The organism is Klenkia sp. PcliD-1-E (assembly GCF_024124375.1).
Classification (GTDB): Bacteria; Actinomycetota; Actinomycetes; order Mycobacteriales; family Geodermatophilaceae; genus Klenkia.
The window spans coordinates 1-26,395 of sequence record NZ_JAMXRZ010000060.1 but is presented as its reverse complement, the minus strand read 5'-3'; the positions used below and the strand labels follow the sequence as shown (position 1 = coordinate 26,395).

The following is a 26,395-nucleotide window of genomic DNA, read 5'->3' as shown; positions in this document are numbered from 1 at the left end:
GCAACCGACTCGTCGGCATCCTCCACGGCTGCCTGAAGACCCGAACCCACTACGACGAGAACACCGCCTGGCCCCAACTCACCGCCGCCGCAGCTTGACATCACAGACCATGGGATGTCTGAGCCCGCTCAGGCGGCCGGCAGCAGCCCGGTGGCCTCGATGAGCCGTGCCTGCTCCCGGCACCACGGGGACCAGGCGTCGCCCTCGGTGTCCTGGCGGGCGCGGAAGGCGTCCCAGTCCAGCAGCTCCCACTCCTCGACCTCGGCGGCCGCCGGGGCGGGCTCGCCGTGGAAGACGCCGGTGTAGACCGGGCAGATCTCGTTCTCCACCACGCCCTGGAACTCGGCGCGGTAGCGGTAGTCGGGCAGCACCGGCGCCAGCCGGTCGACCTGCAGGCCCAGCTCGTCCGCGGCGCGGCGGGCGATCGCGGCGGCGTCGTCCTCCCCCGGGCCGGGGTGGCCGCAGACGGTGTTGGTCCACATGCCGGGGAAGGTCTGCTTGGACAGCGCCCGGCGGGTGACCAGCAGCCGGCCGTCGGCGGCGAACAGGTAGGCCGAGAACGCCCGGTGCAGCGGGGTGTCGCCGTGGTGCACCAGCGGCTTGGGCAGCGTGCCGATCTCGGTGCCGTCGTCGTCCAGCAGCACGATGAGCTCTTCCGGCATGGGATCAGGTTAGGCGGTGGTCAGGCGTCGAAGTCGACGGTGACCTCCGCGGAGACCGGCACCGTCTGGCAGGTCAGCACGTAGCCCTTGGCCACCTCGTCGGCGTCCAGGGCGTAGTTGCGCCGCATCTCGACCTCACCGGCGGTCACCTTGGCCCGGCAGGTGCCGCAGACCCCGCCCTTGCAGGCGAAGGGCAGGTCCGAGCGCACCCGCTGCGCGCTGTCCAGCACCGGCACGCCCTGCTCCAGCGCGAGGGTGGTGGACCGGCCGTCGAGCACGATCGTGACCTGGCTGGAGGGCCCGTCGACGGTCTGCTCGTCCCCGCGCACCGGCTCCGGTGGGGCCCCGTCGCCCTCGTCGACGAAGAACAGCTCCTGGTGCACCCGCTCGCGCGGCACGCCCAGCTCGGCCAGCAGGTCGCGGGCCTCGGTGACCATGCCGTGCGGCCCGCACAGCCACCAGTGCTCGACCTCGGGGACGTCGACCAGCGCGCCGACCAGCGTGCGCAGCCGGTCGCCGTCCAGCCGGCCGCTGGTGACCTCGGCGTCGCGCGGCTCGCGGGAGAGCACGTGCACCAGCTGCAACCGCTGGCCGTAGCGGTCCTTCAGGTCGGCCAGCTCGTCGGCGAACATCACCGTGTTGGTGCGCCGGTTGCCGTAGAACACCGTCACGGTGGACTCCCCGTCGCGCAGCACCGTCCCCGCCAGGCTCAGCGCCGGGGTGATGCCGGACCCGGCGACGACGAACACGTGGTCGGCCGGGGCGGAGACGTCGGCGGTGAAGGTGCCACTCGGCGGGAGCACGTCGATGACCTGGCCCGGGCGCACCTCCTTGACCAGCCAGGAGGAGAAGTAGCCGCCGGGCACCTCGCGGACGCCGACCCGCGGGGCGGCGCCGACCGGCGCGCAGATGGAGTAGGACCGGCGCTCGTCGCGGTCGCCGTCCACCCGGCGGAGGGTGAGGGCCTGGCCGGGGGCGAAGGCGTAGTCCTCGGCCAGGTCGTCGGGCACGTCGAAGGTGACCGCCACCGCGTCGTCGGTGAGCTGCTCGACCCGGGCCACCGTCAGCGGGTGGAAGGTCGGACGGGTGCGCGCCACTCAGATCTCCTTGACGTGCTCGAAGGGTTCGCGGCAGCTGCGGCAGCGGCGCAGCGCCTTGCAGGCGGTGCCGCTGAACTCGCTGAGCTCCTCGGTGTCGGCCGACCCGCACACCGGGCAGGTCGCCGTCCGGCGGGTGGGGCCCAGGGACAGCGGGATCGGACCGGTGTGCCGCGGGGCCGCCCCGGGTGGGGCGATGCCGCCGGCGGCGAGCTTGCGACGGCCCTCGTCGCTGATCCAGTCGGTGGACCACGGTGGGGACAGCACGGTGCGGACGTCGACGTCGGCGAACCCGGCCCGGTGCAGGGCGTGCACCAGGTCGGCGCGCATGACGCCCATCGCGGGGCAGCCGGAGTAGGTGGGCGTGATCTCCACGACCACCCGCTCGCCCTCGGTGCGCACGTCGCGCAGCACGCCCAGGTCGGCCAGCGTCAGCATCGGCAGCTCGGGGTCGGTGACGGTCTGCGCCACCTCGAGCGGGGTGCTCACCAGGTGGCCGCCGGGTGCTCGCGGGCCAGGCCCTGCAGGGTGGCCAGCAGCGGGCCGAGCTCGTCGGTGTGCTCCCCCGCCCGGCCCGGCGACGGCCGGTCGGCCAGCCAGTCCGGCACGGTGAGGGTGGCCCGCTCCAGGACCATGGTGAGGACGTCGCGCACCTCGTCGCGGGTGGCCGCGGGGTCCACGGCCACGCCCTGCTCCACCAGCCGGCGCTCGACGTCGGTGGCGGTGAACAGGTCGGCGGTCAGCGGCCAGACGGCGTCGACGCCGGCCTGCGCGCGGCGGTGGGACTCCGGCGTGCCGTCGCCCAGCCGCAGCACCCAGCGGGCGGCGTGGTCGCGGTGGTAGGTCAGCTCGGGCACGCCCTTGGCCGCGATCGCGCCGACCACCGGGTCACGGGACCCGCGCAGCTGCGCGAACAGGGCCAGCCGAGCGGTGCTGGCGACCAGCAGCCGGACCACGGTCTGCGCGAAGTCGCCCCCGTCGGCCTCGACGAGGTGGTGGTTGACGAACTCGTCGGGGTCGCGGAAGTAGGCCAGCGCGTCCTCGTCGGGGATCGAGTCGGTGGCGTGCTGCCGGCTGCGGCCGAGCACCCCGCAGCTGCCGGCGCGGGCCAGCAGCAGCCGGGCCTGGCCGAGCAGGTCCAGCCCGCAGTTGGCGAGCGCGACCTCCTCCTCCAGCTCCGGCGCCCGGGTGGCCCACTCGGTGAGCCGTTGGCAGAGCACCAGGGCGTCGTCGCCGAGCATCAGGCAGTACGCGCCCAGGTCGGCGGGGTCGACGCCGTCGGGGACGGTGGTGTCCACCCCGGCCAGCGGGTCGTCGAAGCCGGTGCCGAACGCCCACTGGCCTTCGCCGCCGTGGGCGTGGTCCAGCGCGTCGTAGACGGTCTCCTCGTGCGCCAACGCAACGCTCCTGGTTCTCGCAACCGGTGTCTGGAACGGCCCGCTCCCAGGGACCCCGGGCGGCCGAGGAACGAGGACGTCCGGGGGTGGGAGGGGGTCCTTACATGTGGGGGACGTTCTCCGGGATCTCGTAGAACGTCGGGTGGCGGTACACCTTGTCGCCGGACGGCGCGAACATCGGGTCCTTCTCGTCCGGGCTGGACGCGGTGATGTCCGAGGCGCGGACCACCCAGATGCTCACGCCCTCGTTGCGGCGGGTGAACAGGTCGCGCGCGGCGTGCACGGCCATCTCGTCGTCCGGCGCGTGCAGGGACCCGACGTGCACGTGGTTGAGCCCGCGCTTGCCGCGCACGAAGCACTCGTAGAGCGGCCAGTCCTTCCGCGAGGCGCCCGACGGCGCGGGGTGCGCGCCGCTGGGCACGTCGGGGCCGGTGGGGACGGCGCCGTGGCCGCCCTCGGCCGTGGTCTCGGTCATCGGGCGTGCTTGGCGGCGTAGGCCGTCGCGGCCTCGGTGACCCACGCGTTGTCGTCGCGGGCGGCCTTGCGACGGGTGATCCGCTCCTCGTTGCAGGGGCCGTTGCCGGAGATGACCTGCTTGAACTCGGTCCAGTCGATCTGCCCGAACCGGTACCGGCCGGTCGCCTCGTCCAGCGCCAGCTCCGGGTCGGGCAGGGTGACGCCGAGCGCGTCGGCCTGCGGGACCGACATGTCGACGAAGCGCTGGCGCAGCTCGTCGTTGCTGTGCCGCTTCACGCCCCACGCCATCGACTGCGCCGAGTTGGGGCTGTCGTCGTCCGGCGGGCCGAACATCATCAGCGAGGGCCACCACCAGCGGTCGACGGCGTCCTGCACCATCGCCCGCTGCTCGGGGGTGCCGCGCATCATCGTCATCAGCAGCTCGTAGCCCTGCCGCTGGTGGAAGGACTCCTCCTTGCAGACCCGGATCATCGCGCGGGCGTAGGGCCCGTAGCTGGACCGGCACAGCGGCACCTGGTTGCAGATGGCCGCGCCGTCGACCAGCCAGCCGATGACGCCGCAGTCGGCATAGGTCAGCGTCGGGTAGTTGAAGATCGAGGAGTACTTCTGCTTGCCGGTGACCAGCTTGTCGGTGAGGTCGGCCCGGTCGGCGCCCAGGGTCTCGGCCGCCGAGTACAGGTACATGCCGTGGCCGGCCTCGTCCTGCACCTTGGCCAGCAGCACGGCCTTGCGGCGCAGCGACGGCGCCTTGAGCAGCCAGTCGCCCTCGGGCTGCATGCCGATGATCTCCGAGTGCGCGTGCTGGGCGATCTGGCGCACCAGCCCGGCGCGGTACTTCTCCGGCATCCAGTCGCGCGGCTCGATCCGGCGGTCGGCGGCGATGGTGGCGTCGAACTGCGCCTGCAGCTCGTCCTCGGTCGTGCGGACGGCGGTCGGTGCGGACATCGGCGAACCTCCTGCGGCAATTACTGACCATCCGGTCGGTAATGAGTGTGCCCCGGATGCGGTCCCGGCACAACCCCGATGAGTTCCGGCGCGGCGGCCGGTCCCGACCCCAACACCACCAACACCCGGGAGCACGCCATGGGCCAGATCCACCTCGAGCTGTTCGCCACCCTCGACCTCGTGGGCCAGGCGCCCGGCACGCCCGACGAGGACCCCGGCGGCGGGTTCGCCTTCGGCGGCTGGCAGGCCCCGCTGACGAGCGAGGAGGGCGGCGCGCAGGTGCAGGCCTCCTACGCGGGCACCGACGGACTGCTGCTCGGCCGGCGCACCTACGACATCTTCGCCGCGTACTGGCCACTGCAGACCGGGCCGTTCGCCGAGCTGTTCGACGCCGTCCCGAAGTACGTGGCCTCGCGCGGCACACCCGAGCTGCTCTGGGCCGGGTCGACCCTGCTGGGCCCGGACCTGCCGGCCGCCGTCCGGGAAGTCCGGGCCCGGCACCAGGTGGTGAAGGTCGTCGGCAGCCTGGACCTGGTGCAGACGCTGCTGCGGGAGAAGCTGTTCGACGAGCTGCACCTGTGGCTGCACCCGATCACCCTCGGCACCGGCAAGAAGGTGTTCGCCGACGGCACGGTGCCGACCTCCCTGCGGCTGCTCGACCCGCCCGCCGCCACCCCCACCGGCAGCGTCCTGCTGCGCTACGGCCTGCTCGGGGGCACACCCGCGACAGGGGACATGACCGCGGGTTGACAGCCACCGTCCCCGGGTCTTGCATGACTGACCGAACGGTCAGTAATCCGCGAGCCCCGGGAGACCACGTGACGACGACGTCCGCAGCGCAGCGCCTCGGCGAGGCCCCCGACCCGGCCCTGCTCGACCCGGCCGAGCGGATGGGCACCGACGAGCTGCGTGCGCTGCAGCTGGACCGGCTGCAGTGGACGCTCCGGCACGCCTACGAGAACGTGCCGCACTACCGGCGGGCCTTCGACGCCCACGGCGTGCACCCCGACGACTGCCGCGAGCTGGCCGACATCGCCAAGTTCCCCACCACCTCCAAGGCCGACCTGCGCGAGAACTACCCGTTCGGCATGTTCGCCGTCCCGCAGGACCAGGTCGCCCGGGTGCACGCCAGCTCCGGCACCACCGGCAAGCCCACCGTCGTCGGCTACACCCGGCACGACATCGACACCTGGGCGACCGTCATGGCGCGCTCCATCCGGGCCGCCGGCGGGCGCAGCGGGGACATGCTGCACAACGCCTACGGCTACGGCCTGTTCACCGGCGGCCTGGGCGCCCACTACGGCGCCGAGGCGCTGGGCTGCACCGTCGTGCCGATCTCGGGCGGCATGACCCCACGCCAGGTGCAGCTGATCGGCGACTTCGGGCCCCGGATCATCATGGTCACGCCCAGCTACATGCTGGCCCTGGTCGACGAGTTCGAGCGGCAGGGCCTGGACCCCCGCGCCTCGTCGCTGCAGATCGGCATCTTCGGCGCGGAGCCGTGGACCGAGCAGATGCGCCGCGAGGTGGAGGACCGTCTCGACATCCACGCCGTCGACATCTACGGCCTGTCCGAGGTGATGGGCCCCGGCGTCAGCCAGGAGTGCGTGGAGACCAAGGACGGCCTGCACATCTGGGAGGACCACTTCCTGCCCGAGGTCGTCGACCCGGTGACCGCCGCCCCGCTGGCCGACGGCGAGGAGGGCGAGCTGCTGTTCACCTCCCTGACGAAGGAGGCGCTGCCGATCATCCGGTACCGCACCCGGGACCTGACGCGGCTGCTGCCGGGCACCGCGCGGCCGGGGATGCGGCGGATGCAGAAGGTCACCGGCCGCACCGACGACATGATCATCCTGCGCGGGGTGAACCTCTTCCCCACCCAGATCGAGGAGGTCGTGCTGCGCACCCCGGGCCTGTCCCCGCACTTCGCGCTGGAGCTGTCGACCCGCGGCCGGCTGGACCACCTCGTTGTCTCGGTCGAGGCCCGGCCGGACTGCCCGGCCGACCGGCGCGCCCCCGCGGCGGCCGAGGTGCAGGTCGGGCTCAAGGAGACGGTCGGCACCAGCGTCGAGGTGGTCGTGGTCGACCCGGAGACCCTGCCCCGGTCGATGGGCAAGCTGCAGCGGCTGACCGACAAGCGCAGCCGGTGACCGCACCCGTCCGGCGCGGCCGGCCCGGCCACTCGCTGGACTCCCTGCTCGACACCGCCGTCGCGGTGTTCATCGAGCGGGGTTACGAGGCGACCTCGATGGACACCCTCGCCGAGCGCCTGGGGGTCACCAAGTCCGCCATCTACCACCACGTGCGCTCCAAGACCGAGCTGTTGGAGCTGGCCCTGGACCGCGCGCTGGACGGGTTGTTCGCGGTGCTCGCCGGCGCCGGCGACGGTCCGGCGATCGGCCGGCTGGAGTCCGTCGTCCGCGGCTCGGTCGGCGTGCTGACCACCGAGCTGCCCTTCGTCACCCTGCTGCTGCGGGTGCGCGGCAACTCCGAGGTGGAGGCCCGCGCGCTGCAGCGCCGACGCGAGTTCGACCGGGCCGTCACCGAGCTGGTGCGGGCCTGCGTCGCCGAGGGGTCGGTGCGCCCCGACGTCGACCCGGCGTTGACCAGCCGGTTGCTCTTCGGCACGGTCAACTCCCTGACCGAGTGGTACCGCCCGGACGGCGGCCTGACCCCGCGGGCGCTGGCCGACGGCCTGGTCACCACGCTCTTCTCCGGACTGAGGACGCCATGACCGCCGACCCCGGCAGGGAGTTCGTCGCCGCGCTCACCACCAAGGACACCGACCGGTTGCTCGCCGTCCTCGCCGACGACGTCGACTTCCGGGGCCTCACCCCGGGCCGGGCCTGGGAGGCCACCGGCGCACAGGCGACCGTGCACGACGTGCTGTACCGCTGGTTCGAGCCGGCCGACGTCGTCGAGCAGGTGCTCTCCGTCGAGACCGGCCGGGTCGCCGACCGGCACCGCGTGGACTACCTGCTGCACGTGCGCAACGACGACGGGCTGCACCTGGTCGAGCAGCGCGCCTACTACGACCTGGACGCCGACGGCCGGATCACCCGTCTGCAGGCCGTGTGCGCAGGTTTCCGTCCCCTCCGCACCGACCCCGAGGAGTCCTGATGACCCGCCTGCTCGAGAGCTACGTCGCCGGCCGCTGGTGGGCTACCTCCGACGAGGGCACCCCGCTGCCCGACGCCGTCACCGGCGAGACGGTCGCCCGCATCGGCAGCCGCGGCCTGGACGTCGGCGCCATGGTCGACCACGCCCGCACCGTCGGCGGGCCGGCGCTGCGCGAGCTGACCTTCCACCAGCGCGCCGCGCTGCTCAAGGCGGTGGGCCTGCACCTGATGGGCCGCAAGGACGAGTTCTCCGCCCTCTCCCACCGCACCGGCGCCACCGACCGCGACAACCTCGTGGACATCGACGGCGGTTTCGGCACCCTGCTGTCCTACGCCTCCACCGGCCGCCGGGAGCTGCCCGACGACGTCCTTGTGCTCGACGGGCTCCCCACCCCGCTCGGCCGCGGCGGCACCTTCCTCGGCCAGCACGTCTACACCTCGCTGACCGGCGTCGCGGTGCAGATCAACGCCTTCAACTTCCCGGTCTGGGGCATGCTCGAGAAGCTGGCGCCGGCGTTCCTGGCCGGGATGCCGACGATCGTGAAGCCGGCCTCGCAGACCGCCTACCTCACCGAGTCGGTCTTCCGGGCGATGGTCGGGACCGGGCTGCTGCCCGAGGGTTCGGTGCAGCTGCTCGCCGGGTCGGCGTCCGGGCTGCTCGACGCCCTCGACGGCCAGGACCTCGTCGGGTTCACCGGCTCGGCGTCGACCGCCGCCCTGCTCCGCTCGCACCCGGCCGTCACGGAGCGGGCGGTGCGGTTCAACGCCGAGGCCGACTCGCTCAACTGCTCGGTGCTCGGCGCGGACGCCGGCCCCGGCACGCCGGAGTTCGACCTGTTCGTCGACGGCGTGGTCACCGAGATGACCGTCAAGGCCGGCCAGAAGTGCACCGCGATCCGCCGGGCGATCGTGCCCCGCCAGCACGCCGACGCCGTCGTCGACGCGCTGCGGGCGAAGCTCGAGGAGGTCGTCGTCGGTGCCCCGGGTGCCGACGGCGTGACCATGGGTGCGCTGGCCTCGCAGGACCAGCGCGAGGAGGTGCTGCGGGCCGTCGACCGGCTGCGCACCCACGCCGACCTGGTGGTCGGTGACCCCGGCCGGTTCGAGGTCGTGGGTGCCGACCGGGAGCGGGGTGCGTTCCTGCCGCCGATGCTGCTGCGCTGCGACGACCCGGCCGCACCCGAGCCGCACGACGTGGAGGCCTTCGGCCCGGTGTCGACCGTGCTGCCCTACGACGGGCTGGCCGACGCGGTGGCCCTGGCCCGCCGCGGTCAGGGCTCGCTGGTGGCCTCGCTGGTCACCCACGACCCCGCCGTCGCCCGGGAGTTCGTGCTGGGCGCGGGCTCCGCGCACGGCCGGGTGCACGTGCTCGACCGGGACGACGCCGCCGAGTCCACCGGCCACGGCTCCCCGCTGCCGGTGCTGGTGCACGGCGGGCCCGGGCGCGCCGGTGGCGGCGAGGAGCTCGGCGGCGTCCGCGGCGTGCTGCACCACATGCAGCGCACCGCCGTCCAGGGCTCCCCCGACGTCCTCACCGGCGTGGGTCGGCGGTGGGTCACCGGTGCCGCGCGCACCGACGACGGCGTGCACCCCTTCCGCAAGTCCCTCGCCGAGCTGCGGATCGGGGACTCGGTCACGGCGGGCCCGCGGGAGATCACGCTCGAGGACATCGAGCACTTCGCCGAGTTCACCGGCGACACGTTCTACGCGCACATGGACGAGGAGGCCGCCGCGGCCAACCCGCTGTTCGGCGGCCGGGTCGCGCACGGCTACCTGATCGTGAGCTGGGCCGCGGGCCTGTTCGTCGACCCCGACCCGGGCCCGGTGCTGGCCAACTACGGGGTGGACGCCCTGCGGTTCCTGACCCCGGTCAAGCCCGGTGAGCAGGTGACCGTGACGCTGACCTGCAAGCAGATCACCCCGCGCGGCGGCGCCGACCACGGCGAGGTGCGGTGGGACGCCGTCGTGGTCGACTCGGAGGGCCGGCCGGTGGCCACCTACGACGTGCTGACGATGGTCGCCAAGACCTGGCCGCCGGCCTCCTGACCACCCGGGGCAGGGGAAGCCCAGCACCCGCTCACAGTGGTCGTCGACGGGTGCGGGGCTTCCCCTGCCGGGGCGCCGGGACGTCAGGAGGCGTCAAGGCAGCTCGTCGAGCGGGGGCAGGGTCCAGTCGACCGGCTCCCCGCCCTGCTCGGCCAGCAGCGCGTCCACCCGGCTGAACGGCTTCGAGCCGAAGAAGCCGCGGGACGCCGACAGCGGCGACGGGTGCGGGGTGGCCACGAACGGCACCGGACCCAGGTGCGGCTCCAGGCCCTGCGCGTCCTTGCCCCACAGGATCGCCGCCATCGGCTGCCCCGCACCGGCCTTCTCCACCAGCACGGAGATCGCGTGCGCGGTGACGTGCTCCCAGCCCTGGCCGCGGTGCGAGGCAGGAGCGCCGGGCCGGACGGTGAGCGCGCGGTTGAGCAGCATCACGCCGCGGTCCCGCCAGGGCGTGAGGTCGCCGTGCTGCGCAGGCTCGATGCCCAGGTCGTCGCGCAGCTCCCTGTAGACGTTGACCAGGGACTTCGGCAGCGGCCGGACGTGCCGGTCGACGGCGAAGGCGAGCCCGATCGGGTGCCCGGGCGTCGGGTAGGGGTCCTGGCCGACCACCAGCACCCGGACGTCGGCCAGCGGCGCCTGGAACGCGCGGAAGACGTGGTCGCCGTGCGGCAGGTAGGGCTGGCCCGCCGCGACCTCGTCGCGCAGGAACTGCCCGAGCGCGGTGATCCGGTCCTCGACGGGGGCCATCGCCTCCGCCCAGTCCGGCGCCATCAGTCCCCGGTCGACCAGCCCGCTGAGCGCACCCACCCCCGGGACCCTACGAGGGGTCCCGGGAGGGGGCAGCGCGTCACTTCGGCGCGGAGAGCTCCAGGGCGACGCCGTCGGGGTCCTTGAACTCCAGGATGTACATGATCCCGATGTCCTTGATCTCCTCGTGCGGGACGCCGAGGGCGTCCAGGTGCCGGGCGGCGTCCTCCAGCGCGGCGTGCGACTCCACCCAGACCGACAGGTGGTCCAGGCCGGTGCGGTCGGGGTCGAAGCCGTCGTCGCCGACCGGGCGCAGGCCCCACAGCGTCTTCTCGTCGATCTGGTAGACGACGCCGCCGAACGCCCACGCCGGGTCGCCGTCGCGGCCGTCGACCGCGACGTCGAGGCCGAAGACCTGGTCGTAGAACTGCTTCGAGCGGGCGATGTCGGTGACGGTCAGGCGGACGTGGGCGAACCCCGTGGGTGTGATCGGCATGGGGCGGTGGTGCCCGATCCGGCCGCGCTCAACCGGATGCGCGCGGACGCACCTGTCGGAGCGGCCCGGCATGCTGGGCGCGTGGACTCCTTCACCCGCTCCGGCCTGACCTTCGACGTGCGCGACGCCGGCCCGGCCGACGGCGAGCCGGTGGTGCTGCTGCACGGCTTCCCGCAGCACGCCGGCAGCTGGGACCGCGTCGCCCCCGGGTTGCACGGCGCCGGCCTGCGGACGCTGGCCCCCGACCAGCGCGGCTACTCCCCCGCCGCCCGGCCTGCCGGCCGCCGGGCCTACGTCGTCCGCGAGCTGGTGGACGACGTCCGCGCGCTGCTGGACGCCGCGGGTCTGGAGCGCGCGCACGTGGTCGGCCACGACTGGGGCGCGATGGTGGCCTGGGCGCTGGCGGCCTGGCACCCCGAGCGGGTGTCCAGCCTGACGGCGGTCTCCGTGCCGCACCCCGCCGCGTTCACCCGGTCCTTCCTCACGAGCTCGCAGGGGCTGAAGTCGGCCTACATGGCCTTCTTCCAGCTGCCCGGCGCGCCCGAGGCGCTGCTCACCCGCGGCAACGGCTCGTTCCTGCGCGACACCCTGGTCCGGGCCGGCCTGCCCCGGGCCGACGCCGAGGACACCGTCGCCCGGCTGCGCCCGGCCGGTGCGCTGACCGCCGCGCTGAACTGGTACCGGGCGCTGCCGCTGGGGGCCAAGGACCCGGTGGGCCGGGTCCGGGTGCGCACGCTGCACGTGTGGAGCGACCGCGACGGGTTCCTCGGCCGGGCCGGCACCGAGGCCACCGCGCCGTACGTGACCGGTGACTACCGCCTGGAGGTGCTGCCCGGGGTGACGCACTGGGTGCCCGAGACCGCCGGCGACCGGCTCGCCGAGCTCGTCACCGGGCACGTGCGGGGATGAGCGACTGGAGCCGGGACGACCTCCTCGCGCACCGGGTCCGGGCCCAGCAGCTGGACCGCGACGCCGGTGGCACGGTGGCCGACACCGCCGTCCTCGACCTCGGTGTGCAGGACACCGGACCACCCGGCGCGGCCCGCTGGGCACTGGCCGTCCGCGGCCTGCCCGACCCCCCGGACGACGACCTGGTCACCGCGTGGACGCTGCGCGGCGCCCCGCACACCTACCGCCGCGCCGACCTGGCCGGGGTCGCGGCGGCCACCTGGCCGTGGTCGGAGGCCGACGCCGCGAAGCGCATCTTCGACGGGGCCCGGCCACTCAAGGCCGCCGGCATCCCGGTGCTCGAGGCGCTGGAGCACGTCGGGGCGCAGATGCGGGACATCGCCGGCGAACCGACCGTGAAGGGCGCGATGTCCGGCGCGCTGCGCGACCGGCTGCCCGAGCCCTACCTGCGGTACTGCCGCCCCTGCGACGCGGTGCACGCCTACGAGCAGACCTTCCGGCTGGCTGCGCTGCACGCCGGGCTGGTGCTGCAGCCGGGCACGTCACCCCCGGTGCTGGAGCAGACCGGCGTCGATCCCGCCGCCGCGGTGCCCGAGCGGCTGGACGTCGTGCGGGCCTACCTCCGGCTGACCGGACCGGCCACGCCGAAGCAGGTCGCCGCGTTCGTCGACTCCACGGTGGCGGAGGTCAAGCGGCACTGGCCCGAGGACGTCGAGCCGGTCGAGGTCGCCGGCGAGCAGCGCTGGGTGCTGGCCGGCACCGAACCCCCCGACCGGGCCCGCACCACCCGCCTGCTGACTCCCTTCGACCCCTACCTGCAGGTCCGTGACCGCGACCTGCTGGTCCCCGACCGGCCGGTGAAGGAGCTGTGGCCGGTGCTCGGGCGCCCCGGTGCGCTGCTCGTCGACGGCGAGGTCGCCGGCACCTGGCGGCCCTCGACGAAGGGTGGCCGGCTGATCCTCGCGGTGACCCGGTGGCGGCCGTTCGACGCCGCCGCGGTCGAGGCGCAGGCGGAGAAGATGGCCACGGCCCGCGGTCTGCGCCCCGGCGGCGTGGACCTGGTCTGACCGGGTAGGGCGACCCGGTGACCACTCCAGCCGACCCCGGCCACCTCGACGGGCAGATCGTCGCCGTCACCGGCGCCACCGGCAACCTGGGGACGGCGCTGCTGCGCCAGCTGTTCCTCACCGGCGTGCACCAGGTGCGCGGCCTGTCCCGCCGGGAGCCCCCCGACACCGCCCCCTACAGCTCGGTCTTCTGGACCCACGCCGACCTCGGCGACCCCGGGTCGGCCGGCCCGCTGCGCGAGTTCTGCGACCGGGCGACCACCGTGGTGCACCTGGCCTGGGCGCTGCAGCCCGGCCGCGAGCCCGACCGGCTGGCCCAGGTCAACGTCGACGGCACCCGCCGCGTGCTGTCCGCCGCGGCCGACGCCGGCGTGGGGCACGTGGTGGTGATGTCCTCCCTGGGCAGCTACGCCCCGGGCAACCCCGCCGACCGGGTCGACGAGACCTGGCCGACCACCGGGGTGCCCAGCTCGCAGTACAGCCGCGACAAGGTGGCCGTCGAGCAGGTCACCCGCGAGTTCGCCGACGCGCACCCCGACGTCGCGGTCACCGTCGTCCGGCCCACGCTGGTGCTGCAGCCCGACGCGGCCAGCGAGATCGGCCGCTACTTCCTCGGCCCGCTGCTGCTGCGCGGCGCCCGCGCACTGCCCGGCGCGGTCGCGTCGAAGCTCCCGCTCCCGCTGCCCGACGACCTGCACCTGGGCTTCGTGCACGCCGACGACGTCGCCGACGCGCTGCTGCGGACCATCGACCGGCGCGCGACCGGGGCGTTCAACCTCTCCGCCGATCCGGTGCTCGACCCCGACGGGTTCGCCACCACGCTCGGCTCGAAACGGGTGCCGGTGCCGCGGTCAGTGCTGCGCGCGGGGCTGGTGGCGGCCTTCGAGAGCCGGCTGGTGCCCACCGAGCCCGGCTGGCTCGACCTCGCCCTGGACGTGCCGGCACTGGACACCACCCGGGCCCGCGAGGTGCTGGAGTGGTCCCCGCGGCACCCCGGCGACCGGCTGCTCGCCGACTTCGTGACCGCCCTGGGACGCGGCGACGGCGGCCAGGGCCCGCTCCTGCACCCCTAGGGACGGGCGGTCCAGGCCTCGGGCGCGTGGTCGACACCGGCGAAGGTCGCCGCCGCGGCCTCGGGGCGCAGCGCCACGAACAGGCCCTCGCCCTCGGCCAGCACCGTGCCCGGGTCGTCGGCGGCCACGATCCGGGCCCGTGCCGTCGACCGGCGTCCCTCCGTCGAGGCCACCTCGGCGGTGAGCACGTGCTCCACGCCCAGCCGCACCGGCCGCCGGTAGGTGACCGTGAGGGTGGCGGTCAGCCCGCCGCGGCCGGCCGAGCGCAGCGCCCGGGCCAGCACGTGGTCCAGCAGCGTGGCGATGGTGCCGCCGTGCACCAGCCCCGGCGGGCCCTCCAGCGCCTTGGGCACCGTCACCCGCGCGGTCGCCCGGCCCCCGCCCTCGCTGTCGACCAGCAGCGGCGGGGCCACCGGGCTGCCCGGGCCGTAGACCGGGGAGTACCAGCGCTCGCCCGCCACCGGGTCGTCGACCGACGCCACCTCGTACAGCCCCCGCCCGCCGGCGCGCAGCTGTGCGGCCAGCCGCCGGGCGGTGTCCGCGGCGGCGGCGAGGTCGTCGGCCGGCACCTCGGTGCGCACCGCGGCGTCGACCAGCTCGCGCAGCGCGGCCCCGAGCTCGGCGACGGCGGCCCGCCGTTCCTCCCGCGCCGTGCCGGTGAGCAGCTCAGCCACGCGCCATGCCCGCCGCGCGCAGCAGCCCCGACCCGACGATGACCCGCTGCACCTCGCTGGTGCCCTCGTAGAGCCGGTACAGCCGGGCGTCCCGGTAGAACCGCTCGACCGGCGTCGTCCGCAGGTAGCCCAGCCCGCCGTGCACCTGCACGGCCCGGTCGGTGGCCCGGCCGACCATCTCGGAGCAGAACAGCTTGGCCGCCGACGGGCCGACCGAGGTGTCCTCGCCGGAGTCGTAGCGGGCGGCGACGTCGGCCACCATCGCCCGCCCGGCGAGCAGCTCCGTGTGCATGTCGGCGATCAGCGCCTGCACCAGCTGGAACCGGCCGATCGGCGCACCGCCCTGCTTGGCGGTGGCCGCGTAGGCCACCGACTCGTCCAGCACCCGCTGCGCCATCCCGACGCAGAGCGCGGCGACGTGCAGCCGGCCGCGGGAGAGCACGGTCAGCGCCTTGCTGTAGCCCCGGCCCTGCTCCCCCACCAGCGCGTCGGCCGGCACGCGGACGTCGTCGAGGAACACCTCCGCCGTCCAGGCGCCGGACTGGCCGGTCTTGCGGTCGTGCGGCCCGACGGTCACCCCCGGCGTGCTCGCCGGCACCAGGAAGGTGGAGATGCCCCGGCCACCGGTCTGCTCGGGCTCCGAGCGGGCGAAGACGACGAACAGGTCGGCGATGGGGGCGTTGGTGATGTACCGCTTGCCGCCGGTGATCACCCAGTCCTCGCCGTCGCGGCGGGCGCTGGTGCGCAGCCCGGCCGGGTCGGAACCCGCCTCGGCCTCGGTGAGCGCGAAGGACCCGATCAGCTCCCCGGCGGCGAGCCCGGGCAGCCACGCCTTCTTCTGCTCGTCGCTCCCGAACCGGGCGATGACCTGCCCGGCGATGCCGTTGTTGGTGCCGAACAGCGACCGGAAGGCCGGCGAGGTGTAGCCGAACTCGATCGCCAGCTGCACGTCCTCGGCCATGGTGACGCCGAGACCGCCGAACTCCTCGGGCAGGGCGTAGCCGAACAGGCCCATGTCGGCAGCCGCGCGGCGCAGCTCGTCCGGGACGGCGTCGGTCTCCTCGATGCGCTCCTCGAGGGGCACGACCCGTTCCCGGACGAGCTCGCGGACGGCGGTGCGGACCTGGGCGAAGACGTCGGCGTCCATGCCCGCAGGTCTACCAGGCCGTGCAGGTCAGGCCGCGCAGTCAGGCCGTGCAGGTCAGGCCGCGCAGTCAGGCCAGGGCGTCCAGGCGCGCGACGTCCTCGGCCGAGAGGGTCAGCGAGGCCGCACCCAGGTTCTCGGTCAGGTGCTCGACCGACTTCGTGCCGGGGATGGGCAGCACGACCGGCGAGGTCTGCAGCAGCCAGGCCAGCGCGACCTGCGAGGGCGAGGCGTCCAGCTCGCGGGCGATGTCGGCGACCGGGCTGTCGGGCTTGGCCAGGTCGCCGGTGGCGATCGGGAACCAGGGGATGAACGCGATGCCCTCGGCGGTGGCATGGTCGAGCACGTCCTGGGACTGCCGGTTGGTCAGGTTGTAGAGGTTCTGCACGCTGGCGATCTCGGTGATCCCCTGCGCCTGCTTCAGCTCGTCCAGCGACACCTCGCTGACGCCGACGTGCCGGACCTTGCCCTGCTCCTTGAGCTCCGCAAAAGCGCCCAGGGAGTCGGCCAGGGGTACCTGCGGGTCGATGCGGTGCAGCTGGATGAGGTCGATGCGCTCGACGTCGAGGTTGCGCAGCGACAGCTCGACCTGCTGCTTGAGGTACTCGGGACGGCCCACCGGCAGCCACTCGCCCGGGCCGGTGCGGGTCAGGCCGGCCTTGGTGGCGACGACCAGGCCGTCGGCGTAGGGGTGCAGCGCGTCGTGGATGAGCTGCTCGGAGACCTGCGGGCCGTAGGAGTCGGCGGTGTCGAGGAAGTCCACGCCCTGCTCGACCGCGGCGCGCAGCACCGCCAGCGCGCCCTCGCGGTCGGCCGGCGGACCCCAGACGCCGTCACCGGTGATCTGCATGGCGCCGTAGCCGAGACGGTGGACGGTGAGGTCGCCGCCGAGCGCGAACGTGTCGGGGTGCGTGGTGGAGGAGGTCATGCCGGGTGCAGCAGCCGCCCGGTGCGCGGTGTTCCCGGGCCTGGGAGGAAGCTGGCCCGCGATGACGACGGGGGTGCGGGCACGCGCGGCGGTGCCGGGGCTGCTGCTGGCCGGGGTGCTGCTGGTGGCGCTCAACCTGCGCGGGCCGCTGGTCGCCGTCGCCCCGGTCGCCGGGGAGCTGCGCAGGGACCTCGCGGTCGGCGCCGGCACCGTCGGCCTGCTGACGTCGATCCCGGTGCTGCTGTTCGGGCTGGCCGCACCGCTGGCGTCCTGGGTGATCGCCCGGGCGGGCACGCACCGGGCGGTGCTGGTCGCGATGCTCGGCGTGCTGGCCGGCACGGTGCTGCGGTCGGTGGGCGACGTCCGCACCGCGCTGGCCGGCACGGTCGTGCTGGGCCTGGCGATCACGGTGGGCAACGTCGTGGTCCCGGTGGTCATCGGCCGGGACTTCCCCGGGGCCACCCACGTGGTGACGGCGGCCTACACGTCGGCGCTGAACATCGGCGCGACGCTGACCACCACGCTCACCGCACCGCTGGCCGACCTGCTGGGCTGGCGCTGGGCGCTGGCGGCGTGGGGGCTCCTGGTGGGCCTGGCCTGCCTGGTGTGGACGGCGGGGCTGCGCCGGCAGGCCGCCCGCGCCGTGGCCGCCCCGCCCCCTCCGCCGGTCGGCCCCGGGCGGGCGGTGTGGCGGCAGCCCGCGGTGTGGGGTCTGACGCTGGCCTTCGCCGCGCAGGCCTTCAGCTACTACGGCGTGACGGCGTGGCTGCCGACGCTGCTGGCCGACGAGCAGGGCCTGTCGCGCAGCACCGCCGGGGTGAGCAGCGCGCTGTTCCAGGTCTTCGCCGTGGCCGGCGCGTTCACCGTCCCGGTGCTGGTGCGCCGGTGGCACAGCCCCGCGGCCGCGCTCGTCGCCGTCACCGCGGCCTGGGCGTTCCTGCCGGTCGGGCTGCTGGCCGCGCCGCAGCTGTGGCCGGTGTGGTGCTCGATCGCGGGGGTGGCCCAGGGCGGCGGCATCACCGTGGTCTTCATCGCGATCGTCGCCCGCTCCCGCGACCTGGTGGAGAACCGCCGGACGTCGGCGATGGTGCAGGGCGGGGGCTACGCAGTCGCCGCCACCGGGCCGCTGGTGGTCGGCTCGGTGCACGACCTCACCGGCGGGTGGACCGTGCCGATGGTGCTGGTGCTGGGTGCGATCGTGGTCATGGCCGTGGCCGGCGGGCTGTCCGCCGGGGGCCGGCCGCAGGACGAGCAGCAGGAGGAGCGCGCACGTGGGTGAGATCGTCGTCGTCCGGCACGGCCAGACCGAGTGGAGCCTGTCGGGCCAGCACACCGGCGTGACCGACCTGCCGCTGCTGCCCGAGGGCGAGCAGCAGGCCCGGGCGCTGCGCGGGCCGCTGGCCGGCCGCTCGTTCGTCGAGGTGCGGGTGAGCCCCCGGGAGCGGGCCCGGCGCACGGCCGAGCTGGCCGGGCTGCCCACCGACACCGTCGACGAGGACCTGGTCGAGGTCGACTACGGCCGGTGGGAGGGCCGCACCACCCCCGACATCTCCGCCGAGCTGGGCCGCACCTGGTCGCTGTGGACCGACGGCACCGAGCCCGGCGAGACCCCCGGCGAGACGCTCGCGCAGGTCGCCGCCCGCTGCGACCGGGTGCTGGAGCGGGTCCGGCCCCGGCTGGAGGACGGCGACGTCGCCCTGGTCGCGCACGGGCACGTGCTGCGCATCCTCACCGCCCGCTGGCTGGGCCTGGAGCCGGAGGCCGGCGCACTGTTCGCGCTGCACGCGGGCTCCTTCGGTGCGCTGGGCCACGAGCACGACCGCCCGGTGCTGTCGGGCTGGAACCAGGCGGGCTGACCGGTCGGTCAGCCCGCCAGCAGCTCGTCGGCGACGCGGGCGGGGCGTCCGAACAGCCAGCCCTGGCCGAGGTCGACCCCCAGCTGGCGGGCCTGGTCGGCCCGGCCCTGGGTCTCCACGCCCTCGGCGACGACCACCGCGCCGAGGGAGTGCGCGACCTCGACCAGCCCGCCGACGACGGCCCGGGCGGCGCCGCTGTCCAGCCGGGCGACCAGCGCCTTGTCCAGCTTGACGACGTCGGGCCGCAGCGCCGAGACCAGCGCCAGGCTCGACCATCCCACGCCGACGTCGTCCAGGGCCACCCGCCAGCCCTGCGCCCGGTGGTGCTCCAGGACGGCCAGCAGGTGCCCGCGGTCACGGGTGGCGTGTGCCTCGACGACCTCGAAGACCAGCTGGCCGGGGGCGATGCCGGCGTCGCGGACCGCCTGGGCGGTGCCGGCCAGGCAGACCTCGGGGCGGAAGACGGCCTCGGGTCCGGAGTTGACGAACAGGTCGGCCCCGCCCAGCCACGGCGCCGCGCCGGCGACGGCGGCCTCCCGGGCCCACCGGTCCAGCCGGTCGCCCCAGCCGGCCGCCTCGGCGAGGAAGAACAGGTCGCCGCCGCCGACCTCCCGGCCGTCCACCCGGCCGCGCAGCAGCGCCTCGTAGCCGGTGGTGCGGCCGTCGGCCAGGTCGACCACCGGTTGGTAGACGGGGTAGAGCTGCGCCTCGGCCAGCAGCCCGACCTCGACGGTGATCCCGCGGCGGGCCAGCTCCACGGCCAGGGTCGGGGCGGCCATCAGCTGCGCGGCGAACGCGACGCCGTCGTCGTCCCCGGGGTCGCAGGCCACCCGGACGACGCCGGCCTCGGCGGTGGTCAGCTCGCGGGCCAGCCGGGCCAGGAGCCGGTCGAAGCGGGTGGCGTCCAGCGGGCTGGAGTCGTCGACGACGTCGACCAGGCCGGGTGCGGTCTCGGCGTTGAGCCCCAGCTCGGTGGCCGCGCGGACCGCGATCGGCAGCACGTGCGGCAGGGGGCTGGCCAGCAGCAGGCGCCCCACCCGGCCGGGCAGCGGGAAGGACGGCTGCTCCCCCCGTCGTGCCCCGGCCACACCCGGAGCATCACCCAGGACGGCGCCGGGCGGTCCCAGGCGCGCGGGACGGCGGGCGATCGGTCCCGGTGGTACCGGAACTCACAGGTTGTGCACACCCAGGTGTGGAGCAACTACACCGCTGAACGGTCTAAAGTCTCGGACCATGTCGTCGTCCACCCTGCAGGAGACCGCCGTGCCCAACCGGGGCGGTCGCCCACGCGACCCGTCCCGGGACGGCGCGATCCGCGCCGCCATCCTGCGGCTGCTCGGCGAGGTGGGCTACAACGCGCTGACGATGGACGCGGTGGCCGCCGAGGCCGGGGTGGGCAAGGCGACGATCTACCGGCGCTGGCGCACCAAGTCCGACCTGGTGGTGGACACCATCACCGAGATGCAGCAGGCCGGGTTCGTCGTCCCGGACACCGGCGACCTGACCGAGGACCTCCGGCTGATCCTGCGGTCGCTGGTGGCCGAGGTCACCGGGCCGACCGGGTCGGCCGCCCTCTCGCTGCTGTCCTCCCTGCCGCACCAGCCCGCCCTGGCCGACGCGTTCCGGGCCGGGCCGCTCGCCGGGTGGCGCAGTGCGCTGGCGGCGGTCTGGGAGCGCGCCGAGGCACGCGGCGAGGTGCGCTCGGGCACCGCGCACACCGCGATCGCCCAGGCGGCCTCGGCGCTGGTCGTGCAGCGGTGGCTGCTCACCGGCGAACCCCTGGACGACGACTACGTCGACACCGTGCTGGAGACCGTCGTCCTCCCCCTCGCCCGGGCGGCAGCACCCGCCTGAGCGCCCGGACCAACGGCCCGTCCTCTCCCCCCGGAGGGCGGGCCGTTGCCCGGCCGTCGGGGTCAGCCGGCGGCGAACCGGCGCAGCCGCAGGCTGTTGGTGACCACCAGCACCGACGAGGCGGCCATCGCCAGGCCGGCCAGCAGCGGGTTGAGGAACCCCAGCGCGGCCAGCGGGACGAGCGCGACGTTGTAGGCGAAGGCCCAGACCAGGTTGACCTTGATGGTGGTCAGCGTGCGGCGGGACAGCCGCACCGCGTCGGCGGCGGCGGCCAGGTCGGCCCGGACCAGCGTGATGTCACCGGCCTCGATCGCGACGTCGGTCCCGGTGCCCATCGCCAGCCCGAGGTCGGCGCGGGCCAGCGCCGCGGCGTCGTTCACGCCGTCCCCGACCATCGCCACGACCCGGCCGCGCTCCTGCAGGTCGGCCACCACGTCGACCTTGCCCTCGGGCAGCACACCGGACACGACCTCGGTCGCGGGGTCCAGCCCGACCTCCCGGGCGACGGCCGCGGCGGCACCGGGCCCGTCGCCGGTCAGCAGGACCGGGCTCAGCCCGAGGTCCCGCAGCGCCTGCACGGCGGCCCGGCTGGTGGGCCGCACGGCGTCGGCGACGACGAGCAGCCCGCGGACCTCGCCCTCGACCGCGACCAGGACGGCCGTCCGGCCCGCGTCGGCGGCGCGGGACGCAGCCGCCGCGAGCTCCTCGGGCACGTCGCCCTGGACGTGCCGGCCGACCTCGACCCGCCGGCCCTCGACGGTGCCGGTGACGCCGAGGCCGGGCCGGTTGGCGAAGTCGACGACCTCGGGCAGCGGGCCGGGCACGCCGGCGACGACCGCGCGCGCGACCGGGTGCTCGGAGGCCGCCTCGACCGCGGCGGCCAGCCGGAGCACCTCGGGGTCGCCGACCTGCTCCACCAGGGCCATCTCGCCGGTGGTGACGGTGCCGGTCTTGTCCAGCACGACGGTGTCGACGGTGCGGGTGGACTCCAGCACCTCGGGGCCCTTGATCACGATGCCGAGCTGCGCGCCGCGGCCGGTGCCCACCAGCAGCGCGGTGGGGGTGGCCAGGCCCAGCGCGCACGGGCAGGCGATGACCAGCACGGCGACCGCGGAGGTGAACGCCGCGGACACGTCGCCGGTGACCAGCAGCCAGGTCAGCAGGGTGGCGAGGGCGACGACGAGGACGACGGGCACGAAGACCGCCGACACCCGGTCGGCCAGCCGCTGCACCGGCGCCTTGCCGCTCTGCGCGGCGGTGACCAGCCGGCCCAGCGCGGCCAGCGTGGTCTGCGCACCGACCCGGTCGGCCTGGACGACGAGCCGGCCGCCGGCCACGACCGAGGCGCCGGTGACCCGGTCGCCCGGGCCGACCTCGACCGGCACCGACTCGCCGGTCAGCATGGACAGGTCGACGGCGGAGGAGCCGGAGACGACGACCCCGTCGGTGGCGACCTTCTCCCCCGGCCGGACGACGAACCGGTCGCCCACGACGAGGGAGTCCACCGGCACCCGGACCTCGACGCCGTCACGCAGCACCGCGGCGTCCTTGGCGCCCATCGCAAGCAGCGCCCGCAGCGCGGCCCCGGAGCGGCGCTTGGCGCGGGACTCGGCGTAGCGGCCGGCCAGCAGGAACACGGTGACCGCGCTGGCCACCTCGAGGTACACCTCGCTGCTGCCGGCGCCCTGCTCGGCGAGCAGGTGGAACTCCATCCGCATGCCCGGGTCGCCCGCACCGCCCAGGAAGAGGGCGTACAGCGACCACAGGTAGGCCGCGACGATGCCGATCGAGACCAGCGTGTCCATGGTGCTGGCGCCGTGCCGGGCGTTGACGGCGGCGGCGCGGTGGAAGGGCCAGGCGCCCCACACGGCGACCGGGCTGGCGAGGGTGAGCGCCAGCCACTGCCAGTTGTCGAACTGCAGCGGCGGAACCATCGACAGCACCAGCACCGGCAGCGCGAGGGCGGCCGAGACGAGCAGCCGCTGCCGCAGGTCGCGGTCCTTGGCGGGCTCGTCGGCGGGTTCGTCGTCCGGCGTCACGGCGGCGTCGGCGGCCGGCGGGGCGGGCAGCGCGGCGGAGTACCCGGCGGCGGACACGGTGGCCAGCAGGGTGTCGGTGTCCACCGCGGCCGGGTCGTAGACGACCGTGGCGGCCTCGGTCGCGTAGTTGACGCTGGCCTGCACGCCCTCGACCTTGTTCAGCTTGCGCTCGATCCGGTTCGCGCAGCTGGCGCAGGTCATGCCGGTGATGTCGAGCCGGACCTCCTCGCGGGGGCCGGCGGTGGCGGTCACGCCGGGGTGGCCGTGTAGCCGGCCTCCGCCACGGCCGCGCGGACCTGCTCGCCGTCGACGTCCTCGCCGGTGACCCGCAGCGCGCCGCCGGCCAGGTCGACGTCGACGGCGGAGACACCGGCGACCTCGGAGACCTCCTCGGTGACCGAGGCGACGCAGTGCTGGCAGGTCATGCCGGTGACGGTGAAGTCGAGCGTGCTCATGGGGGTTCCTCCCGTCTCAGGACCGGACCAGCCGCGCGATGGCGGCGGAGGCCTCGGCGATCTTGGCGTCGGCGGCCGCGCCGTCGTCGTCGGCGCTGCTGGCGACCGCGTCCCGGACGCAGTGCCCGAGGTGGTCGTCGAGCAGCCCGAGGGCCACGGCCTGCAGCGCCTTCGTCGCGGCCGACACCTGGGTGAGGACGTCGATGCAGTAGGTGTCGTCCTCGACCATGCGGGCGATGCCGCGCACCTGGCCCTCGACGCGCTTCAGGCGCGCGAGCACCTGCTCCTTGTTGCCCTCGTAGCCGGCCATGCCGTCGAGGGTACCCCTAGGGGGTAGGGGTTACCACCCTCGCGTGCCGGGCTCGCCCTTGAACGGGCCGACCACCTCGTCGGTGATCCAGCCGCCGTAGAAGTCGCCGGCCTGGGCCCGCACGACCTCCCCGTCGACGCTCGCCCGGTCGAGCTTGGAGGGGTAGAACGCGACGGCGCCGCGCAGGTGCCGGTAGCCGGGGGTCGGGTCCTCGTAGGACCAGCCGACCGCCGGGTACCGGGTGCCGTCGACGACGGCGTCCCAGTAGGTGGCCACGCCCTTCCACTCGCACCAGCTGGCGCCCTCCCCGCGCCGCAGCACGCCGTCGGCGACGTCCTCGCGCGGGACGTAGTAGACGGGCGGGTGGCTGGTCTCGCAGACCCGGGCCGCACGGTCCGTGCTCGCGATCTCCACACCGCCCAGCACCACCTGGACGCGGCGGGACGTCACCTCGGCCGACGGGGGACGGGGGTAGTCCCAGACGGACTCCTGACCGGGGCCGACGGGGTCGGGCTTCGGGTGCACCACGACCCCAGTGTGCGCGGTCAGCGCCGGGCGCGCCGGACCTTCTGGACGACGACGAAGGTGACGAACAGGCCGGCCGCGGCCAGCGTCGCCTGCCCGGCCGGGCTGGCCAGCCACTGCTTGACCCGGTCCTGCGCCTGGGCCGACAGCCGCTGCGGGCTGCCCCGGTGGACCAGCTGGTCCAGGGTGGCCGCCAACGACTCGCGGGCGGCGTCGATCTCCTGCTGGATCTGCTCGGGGCTGCGGGGCACGCCGACAGCGTGCCACGTCCCCGGCCGGCGCACCGCTCCTAGACTCCGGGCAGCGCGGGAGTGGTGTAACGGCAGCCACGCCAGGTTTAGGTCCTGGTGCCTTCGGGCGTAGGGGTTCGACTCCCCTCTCCCGCACGGCGCCGTCCGGTCGGTCCACCCGGACGGGTGAACGCGCTGGGGTCCGGCCGGTCCGGTGCCGAACCACCTGGGGTGAGCACCGCCCTGCGACCCGACCCCGCCGCGCCGCGGCCCGCGGTCGAGCGACGGCTGGGCGCCGTGCTGGTCGAGGACGGCTCGATCACCCCCGGGCAGCGGGACGAGGCGTTGGCCGCCTCCCGCGAGGTGGGCACGCCGCTGGGGTCGGTGCTGCTGGCCCGCGGCTGGATCACCCGTCGGCGGCTGTACGTGGCGCTGGCCGAGGTGTGGGGCACCGAGATGACCTTCGTCGACCCGGTCGAGGTCGACCCCGACCTCGCGCAGCTGTTCCCCTACCCGGACCTGGCCCGCGAGCAGTGGGTCCCGCTGCGCACCGAGACCGGGCCGGACGGCGAGCCGCAGGTCGTCGTCGCCTCGTCCTCGCGGCCCAGCGAGCACGTGCGCCGGACGGTGGCCGAGCGCACCGGGGTGGAGCGGGTGCAACAGCTGGCCACCACCGACTGGGACGTGCAGCGGGCGCTGCGCACCGTGTGGCGGGACGACGTCGTGCACGAGGCGGTCTCCTCGCTGGCCGAGCGCCGGCCCGAGGAGTCCGCGTCCACGGTCTTCACCTGGCCGCAGGTGGCCACCGCCGTCGCCGCCGTCCTCGCGGTCGCCGTCGGCCTGCTGCTGGACGCGCCCACGACCGTCGTCGTCCTGCTGGCGGTGGTCAACGTCGTCATCGGGCTGTCGGTCGGCGCGAAGGCCCTGATCAGCACGGTGGGGACGGCGTCGGAGACCGTCGAGCAGGTGACCTCGGCCGACGTCGCCGCGCTGACCGACGCGCAGCTGCCGCACTACACGATCCTGGTCCCGGTGTACCAGGAGGCCGGCATCGTCGGCCTGCTCATGCAGAACCTGGCCGGGCTGGACTACCCGCGGGAGAAGCTGGAGATCCTGCTCCTGCTGGAGGAGGACGACCCGGAGACCCTGCAGGCCGCGCTGGCCGCCGCGCCGCCGGACGTCGTCCGGATCCTGGTCGTGCCGCACTCGCTGCCCAAGACCAAACCGCGCGCCTGCAACGTCGGCCTGGCCTTCGCCCGCGGCGACCTGGTGGTCATCTACGACGCCGAGGACCGGCCCGACCCCGACCAGCTGAAGAAGGCCGTGGTGGCCTTCGCGCAGGGCGGGGAGGACCTGGTCTGCGTGCAGGCCGCGCTGAACTACTTCAACGCCGAGGAGAACCTGCTCAACCGCATGTTCACCCTCGAGTACAGCTCGTGGTTCGACTACACGCTGCCCGGGCTGGACGCGCTGCGCCTGCCCATCCCGCTGGGCGGCACCAGCAACCACTTCCGGGCCTCGATGCTGCGCGAGCTGGGCGGCTGGGACCCCTTCAACGTCACCGAGGACGCCGACCTCGGGGTGCGGGCCTCGGCCCGCGGCGGGCGGGTCGCGGTGGTCAACTCGACCACCTACGAAGAGGCCAACATGGCCGTCGGCAACTGGCTCCGCCAGCGCAGCCGGTGGATCAAGGGCTACATGCAGACCTTCCTGGTGCACAGCCGGCACCCGGTGCGGCTGGTCCGGGCGATCGGGCCGCGGCAGGCCGTCGGGTTCCTGCTCACCATCGGCGGCACCCCGGCCACGTTCCTGCTGACCCCGCCGCTGTGGGCGGTGTTCGGGCTGTGGCTGGCCGCCCCGCACCTGTTCGCGCCGCTGCCGCCGTGGCTGCAGCTGGTCAGCCTGGGCAACCTGCTGCTGGGCAACGGGTTGATCGTCTACCTGGGCCTGCTGGCCGGGTTCAAGCGCCGCAGCTACCGGCTCGTGGCCTACGCGCTGATCTCGCCCCTCTACTGGCTGCTGCACTCGATCGCCTCGTACAAGGCGGCCTGGCAGCTGGTCACCAAGCCCTTCTACTGGGAGAAGACCCAGCACGGGCTCACCAGCCACTCCCCCGCGTCCCTGCCCCCCGACACCCCGGAGGACCCGATGGCCCCGCTGCACCTCGACGACCTCGCCGCGCTCCAGGCGGCGCTGGAGGCGCTCGACGAGCACGACCTGATCACCGAGCTGGCCCCGGCGTCGGTCGCGGTCCCCGCGCTGCAGCCCGTGGTCGGCGCACTGCCGCCGGTGCCGCCGCCGGCCGAGCGCGTCGTGCGCCGCACCGGGCCGCTGCCGCCGCTGGC

Annotated in this window: 29 protein-coding genes and 1 tRNA gene; 13 read left to right on the top strand and 17 right to left on the bottom strand. The window is 74.8% G+C overall.

Features of this window, described 5'->3' with window-relative positions; genetic code table 11:
* Window positions 1–128: 128 nt before the first annotated feature.
* From idi to paaA, 6 genes are all read right to left on the bottom strand, one after another.
* A complete protein-coding gene (gene idi / locus NH342_RS13260; protein WP_253015350.1) occupies window positions 129–662 on the bottom strand; it encodes an isopentenyl-diphosphate Delta-isomerase in 534 nt (177 codons plus the stop codon).
* 20 nt (window positions 663–682) lie between these two features.
* A complete protein-coding gene (gene paaE / locus NH342_RS13255; protein WP_253015349.1) occupies window positions 683–1,759 on the bottom strand; it encodes a 1,2-phenylacetyl-CoA epoxidase subunit PaaE in 1,077 nt (358 codons plus the stop codon).
* Window positions 1,760–2,248, bottom strand: coding sequence for a 1,2-phenylacetyl-CoA epoxidase subunit PaaD (gene paaD / locus NH342_RS13250; RefSeq protein WP_253015348.1), 489 nt, complete (start codon window positions 2,246–2,248; stop codon window positions 1,760–1,762).
* Entirely contained in the window at window positions 2,245–3,156 is a 912-nt protein-coding gene (paaC, locus tag NH342_RS13245; protein ID WP_253015347.1) for a 1,2-phenylacetyl-CoA epoxidase subunit PaaC, read from the bottom strand. Before paaC ends, paaD begins: the two co-directional genes overlap by 4 nt.
* Window positions 3,157–3,256: 100 nt before the next feature.
* The gene (gene paaB, locus NH342_RS13240; protein WP_253015346.1) at window positions 3,257–3,631 is read right to left on the bottom strand and encodes a 1,2-phenylacetyl-CoA epoxidase subunit PaaB; all 375 of its coding nucleotides are present in this window, start codon (window positions 3,629–3,631) and stop codon (window positions 3,257–3,259) included.
* On the bottom strand, window positions 3,628–4,578 hold the full coding sequence (paaA, locus tag NH342_RS13235) for a 1,2-phenylacetyl-CoA epoxidase subunit PaaA (protein ID WP_253015345.1): 951 nt from the start codon (window positions 4,576–4,578) through the stop codon (window positions 3,628–3,630). Before paaA ends, paaB begins: the two co-directional genes overlap by 4 nt.
* 78 nt (window positions 4,579–4,656) lie before the next feature.
* On the opposite strand from paaA, the gene NH342_RS13230 reads away from it, so the two are divergent.
* The 5 genes from NH342_RS13230 (at window position 4,657) to paaZ (ending at window position 9,743) form a co-directional block, all read left to right on the top strand.
* Window positions 4,657–5,328 (top strand): dihydrofolate reductase family protein, encoded by a 672-nt coding sequence (locus NH342_RS13230; RefSeq protein WP_253015344.1) that lies wholly within the window; start codon window positions 4,657–4,659, stop codon window positions 5,326–5,328.
* A 68-nt stretch (window positions 5,329–5,396) separates the two neighbouring features.
* A complete protein-coding gene (paaK, locus tag NH342_RS13225) occupies window positions 5,397–6,728 on the top strand; it encodes a phenylacetate--CoA ligase PaaK (protein ID WP_253015343.1) in 1,332 nt (443 codons plus the stop codon).
* Window positions 6,725–7,312, top strand: a complete 588-nt coding sequence (locus tag NH342_RS13220; protein WP_253015342.1) for a TetR/AcrR family transcriptional regulator — start codon at window positions 6,725–6,727, stop codon at window positions 7,310–7,312. Before paaK ends, NH342_RS13220 begins: the two co-directional genes overlap by 4 nt.
* Complete coding sequence (locus NH342_RS13215; protein ID WP_253015341.1) at window positions 7,309–7,698, top strand: nuclear transport factor 2 family protein; 390 nt, start codon at window positions 7,309–7,311, stop codon at window positions 7,696–7,698. The genes NH342_RS13220 and NH342_RS13215 overlap by 4 nt, the downstream gene beginning before the upstream one ends.
* The gene (paaZ, locus tag NH342_RS13210) at window positions 7,698–9,743 is read left to right on the top strand and encodes a phenylacetic acid degradation bifunctional protein PaaZ (RefSeq protein ID WP_253015340.1); all 2,046 of its coding nucleotides are present in this window, start codon (window positions 7,698–7,700) and stop codon (window positions 9,741–9,743) included. The genes NH342_RS13215 and paaZ overlap by 1 nt, the downstream gene beginning before the upstream one ends.
* Window positions 9,744–9,836: 93 nt before the next feature.
* Here paaZ and NH342_RS13205 read toward each other — a convergent pair whose 3' ends face one another.
* Together NH342_RS13205 and NH342_RS13200 are read right to left on the bottom strand one after the other, a co-directional pair.
* Window positions 9,837–10,550 carry a uracil-DNA glycosylase gene (locus tag NH342_RS13205; protein ID WP_253015339.1) on the bottom strand — a complete coding sequence of 238 codons (714 nt, stop codon included), beginning with the start codon at window positions 10,548–10,550 and terminating at the stop codon, window positions 9,837–9,839.
* Window positions 10,551–10,590: 40 nt separating this feature from the next.
* On the bottom strand, window positions 10,591–10,986 hold the full coding sequence (locus NH342_RS13200) for a VOC family protein (protein ID WP_253015338.1): 396 nt from the start codon (window positions 10,984–10,986) through the stop codon (window positions 10,591–10,593).
* An 81-nt stretch (window positions 10,987–11,067) separates the two neighbouring features.
* On the opposite strand from NH342_RS13200, the gene NH342_RS13195 reads away from it, so the two are divergent.
* Genes NH342_RS13195 through NH342_RS13185 form a run of 3 tightly spaced genes read left to right on the top strand, consistent with a single transcriptional unit; the run spans window position 11,068 to window position 14,035 of the window.
* Window positions 11,068–11,895, top strand: coding sequence for an alpha/beta fold hydrolase (locus tag NH342_RS13195; RefSeq protein WP_253015337.1), 828 nt, complete (start codon window positions 11,068–11,070; stop codon window positions 11,893–11,895).
* Complete coding sequence (locus NH342_RS13190; protein WP_253015336.1) at window positions 11,892–12,962, top strand: winged helix DNA-binding domain-containing protein; 1,071 nt, start codon at window positions 11,892–11,894, stop codon at window positions 12,960–12,962. Before NH342_RS13195 ends, NH342_RS13190 begins: the two co-directional genes overlap by 4 nt.
* A 17-nt stretch (window positions 12,963–12,979) precedes the next feature.
* Window positions 12,980–14,035, top strand: a complete 1,056-nt coding sequence (locus NH342_RS13185; protein WP_253015335.1) for an NAD-dependent epimerase/dehydratase family protein — start codon at window positions 12,980–12,982, stop codon at window positions 14,033–14,035.
* Here the strand turns inward: NH342_RS13185 and NH342_RS13180 are convergent.
* The 3 genes from NH342_RS13180 to NH342_RS13170 form a co-directional block, all read right to left on the bottom strand.
* Window positions 14,032–14,709, bottom strand: a complete 678-nt coding sequence (locus NH342_RS13180) for a PaaI family thioesterase (protein ID WP_253015334.1) — start codon at window positions 14,707–14,709, stop codon at window positions 14,032–14,034. The two genes, NH342_RS13185 and NH342_RS13180, sit on opposite strands and share 4 nt — an antisense overlap.
* Window positions 14,702–15,856, bottom strand: a complete 1,155-nt coding sequence (locus NH342_RS13175; RefSeq protein WP_253015333.1) for an acyl-CoA dehydrogenase family protein — start codon at window positions 15,854–15,856, stop codon at window positions 14,702–14,704. Before NH342_RS13175 ends, NH342_RS13180 begins: the two co-directional genes overlap by 8 nt.
* A gap of 67 nt (window positions 15,857–15,923) precedes the next feature.
* The gene (locus NH342_RS13170; protein WP_253015332.1) at window positions 15,924–16,781 is read right to left on the bottom strand and encodes an aldo/keto reductase; all 858 of its coding nucleotides are present in this window, start codon (window positions 16,779–16,781) and stop codon (window positions 15,924–15,926) included.
* Between the two features lie 61 nt (window positions 16,782–16,842).
* On the opposite strand from NH342_RS13170, the gene NH342_RS13165 reads away from it, so the two are divergent.
* Window positions 16,843–18,060 (top strand): CynX/NimT family MFS transporter, encoded by a 1,218-nt coding sequence (locus NH342_RS13165; protein ID WP_253015331.1) that lies wholly within the window; start codon window positions 16,843–16,845, stop codon window positions 18,058–18,060.
* A complete protein-coding gene (locus tag NH342_RS13160) occupies window positions 18,053–18,637 on the top strand; it encodes a histidine phosphatase family protein (protein WP_253015330.1) in 585 nt (194 codons plus the stop codon). Before NH342_RS13165 ends, NH342_RS13160 begins: the two co-directional genes overlap by 8 nt.
* A gap of 8 nt (window positions 18,638–18,645) precedes the next feature.
* Here the strand turns inward: NH342_RS13160 and NH342_RS13155 are convergent, their stop codons facing one another.
* The gene (locus NH342_RS13155; RefSeq protein ID WP_253015329.1) at window positions 18,646–19,725 is read right to left on the bottom strand and encodes an EAL domain-containing protein; all 1,080 of its coding nucleotides are present in this window, start codon (window positions 19,723–19,725) and stop codon (window positions 18,646–18,648) included.
* A 145-nt stretch (window positions 19,726–19,870) separates the two neighbouring features.
* On the opposite strand from NH342_RS13155, the gene NH342_RS13150 reads away from it, so the two are divergent.
* The gene (locus NH342_RS13150; protein ID WP_253015328.1) at window positions 19,871–20,491 is read left to right on the top strand and encodes a TetR/AcrR family transcriptional regulator; all 621 of its coding nucleotides are present in this window, start codon (window positions 19,871–19,873) and stop codon (window positions 20,489–20,491) included.
* 62 nt (window positions 20,492–20,553) lie between these two features.
* Here NH342_RS13150 and NH342_RS13145 read toward each other — a convergent pair whose 3' ends face one another.
* From NH342_RS13145 to NH342_RS13125, 5 genes are read right to left on the bottom strand one after another with little or no spacing between them, the layout of a single operon-like run.
* The gene (locus tag NH342_RS13145; RefSeq protein WP_308200653.1) at window positions 20,554–22,782 is read right to left on the bottom strand and encodes a heavy metal translocating P-type ATPase; all 2,229 of its coding nucleotides are present in this window, start codon (window positions 22,780–22,782) and stop codon (window positions 20,554–20,556) included.
* On the bottom strand, window positions 22,779–22,985 hold the full coding sequence (locus tag NH342_RS13140; protein WP_253015327.1) for a heavy-metal-associated domain-containing protein: 207 nt from the start codon (window positions 22,983–22,985) through the stop codon (window positions 22,779–22,781). Before NH342_RS13140 ends, NH342_RS13145 begins: the two co-directional genes overlap by 4 nt.
* Before the next feature lie 16 nt (window positions 22,986–23,001).
* The gene (locus NH342_RS13135; protein ID WP_253015326.1) at window positions 23,002–23,295 is read right to left on the bottom strand and encodes a metal-sensitive transcriptional regulator; all 294 of its coding nucleotides are present in this window, start codon (window positions 23,293–23,295) and stop codon (window positions 23,002–23,004) included.
* A gap of 30 nt (window positions 23,296–23,325) precedes the next feature.
* Complete coding sequence (locus NH342_RS13130) at window positions 23,326–23,823, bottom strand: DUF427 domain-containing protein (RefSeq protein ID WP_253015325.1); 498 nt, start codon at window positions 23,821–23,823, stop codon at window positions 23,326–23,328.
* Between the two features lie 17 nt (window positions 23,824–23,840).
* Window positions 23,841–24,071 carry a DUF3618 domain-containing protein gene (locus NH342_RS13125; RefSeq protein WP_253015324.1) on the bottom strand — a complete coding sequence of 77 codons (231 nt, stop codon included), beginning with the start codon at window positions 24,069–24,071 and terminating at the stop codon, window positions 23,841–23,843.
* A gap of 54 nt (window positions 24,072–24,125) precedes the next feature.
* Between NH342_RS13125 and NH342_RS13120 the strand changes: the two genes are divergently transcribed.
* Window positions 24,126–24,206, top strand: a tRNA-Leu gene (locus tag NH342_RS13120).
* Between the two features lie 75 nt (window positions 24,207–24,281).
* On the top strand, window positions 24,282–26,395 hold a 2,114-nt coding region (locus tag NH342_RS13115), incomplete at its 3' end, for a glycosyltransferase (RefSeq protein ID WP_253015323.1).

What these genes read in the sequence shown, in the direction of transcription:
- paaA (WP_253015345.1), bottom strand. Translation starts at nt 4,578, where the DNA reads ATGTCCGCACCGACCGCCGTCCGCACGACCGAGGACGAGCTGCAGGCG.
- NH342_RS13165 (WP_253015331.1), top strand. Translation starts at nt 16,843, where the DNA reads ATGACGACGGGGGTGCGGGCACGCGCGGCGGTGCCGGGGCTGCTGCTG.
- NH342_RS13150 (WP_253015328.1), top strand. Translation starts at nt 19,871, where the DNA reads ATGTCGTCGTCCACCCTGCAGGAGACCGCCGTGCCCAACCGGGGCGGT.
- NH342_RS13230 (WP_253015344.1), top strand. Translation starts at nt 4,657, where the DNA reads ATGAGTTCCGGCGCGGCGGCCGGTCCCGACCCCAACACCACCAACACC.
- paaZ (WP_253015340.1), top strand. Translation starts at nt 7,698, where the DNA reads ATGACCCGCCTGCTCGAGAGCTACGTCGCCGGCCGCTGGTGGGCTACC.
- NH342_RS13140 (WP_253015327.1), bottom strand. Translation starts at nt 22,985, where the DNA reads ATGAGCACGCTCGACTTCACCGTCACCGGCATGACCTGCCAGCACTGC.
- NH342_RS13200 (WP_253015338.1), bottom strand. Translation starts at nt 10,986, where the DNA reads ATGCCGATCACACCCACGGGGTTCGCCCACGTCCGCCTGACCGTCACC.
- paaB (WP_253015346.1), bottom strand. Translation starts at nt 3,631, where the DNA reads ATGACCGAGACCACGGCCGAGGGCGGCCACGGCGCCGTCCCCACCGGC.
- NH342_RS13190 (WP_253015336.1), top strand. Translation starts at nt 11,892, where the DNA reads ATGAGCGACTGGAGCCGGGACGACCTCCTCGCGCACCGGGTCCGGGCC.
- NH342_RS13175 (WP_253015333.1), bottom strand. Translation starts at nt 15,856, where the DNA reads ATGGACGCCGACGTCTTCGCCCAGGTCCGCACCGCCGTCCGCGAGCTC.
- NH342_RS13170 (WP_253015332.1), bottom strand. Translation starts at nt 16,781, where the DNA reads ATGACCTCCTCCACCACGCACCCCGACACGTTCGCGCTCGGCGGCGAC.
- NH342_RS13135 (WP_253015326.1), bottom strand. Translation starts at nt 23,295, where the DNA reads ATGGCCGGCTACGAGGGCAACAAGGAGCAGGTGCTCGCGCGCCTGAAG.
- idi (WP_253015350.1), bottom strand. Translation starts at nt 662, where the DNA reads ATGCCGGAAGAGCTCATCGTGCTGCTGGACGACGACGGCACCGAGATC.
- NH342_RS13215 (WP_253015341.1), top strand. Translation starts at nt 7,309, where the DNA reads ATGACCGCCGACCCCGGCAGGGAGTTCGTCGCCGCGCTCACCACCAAG.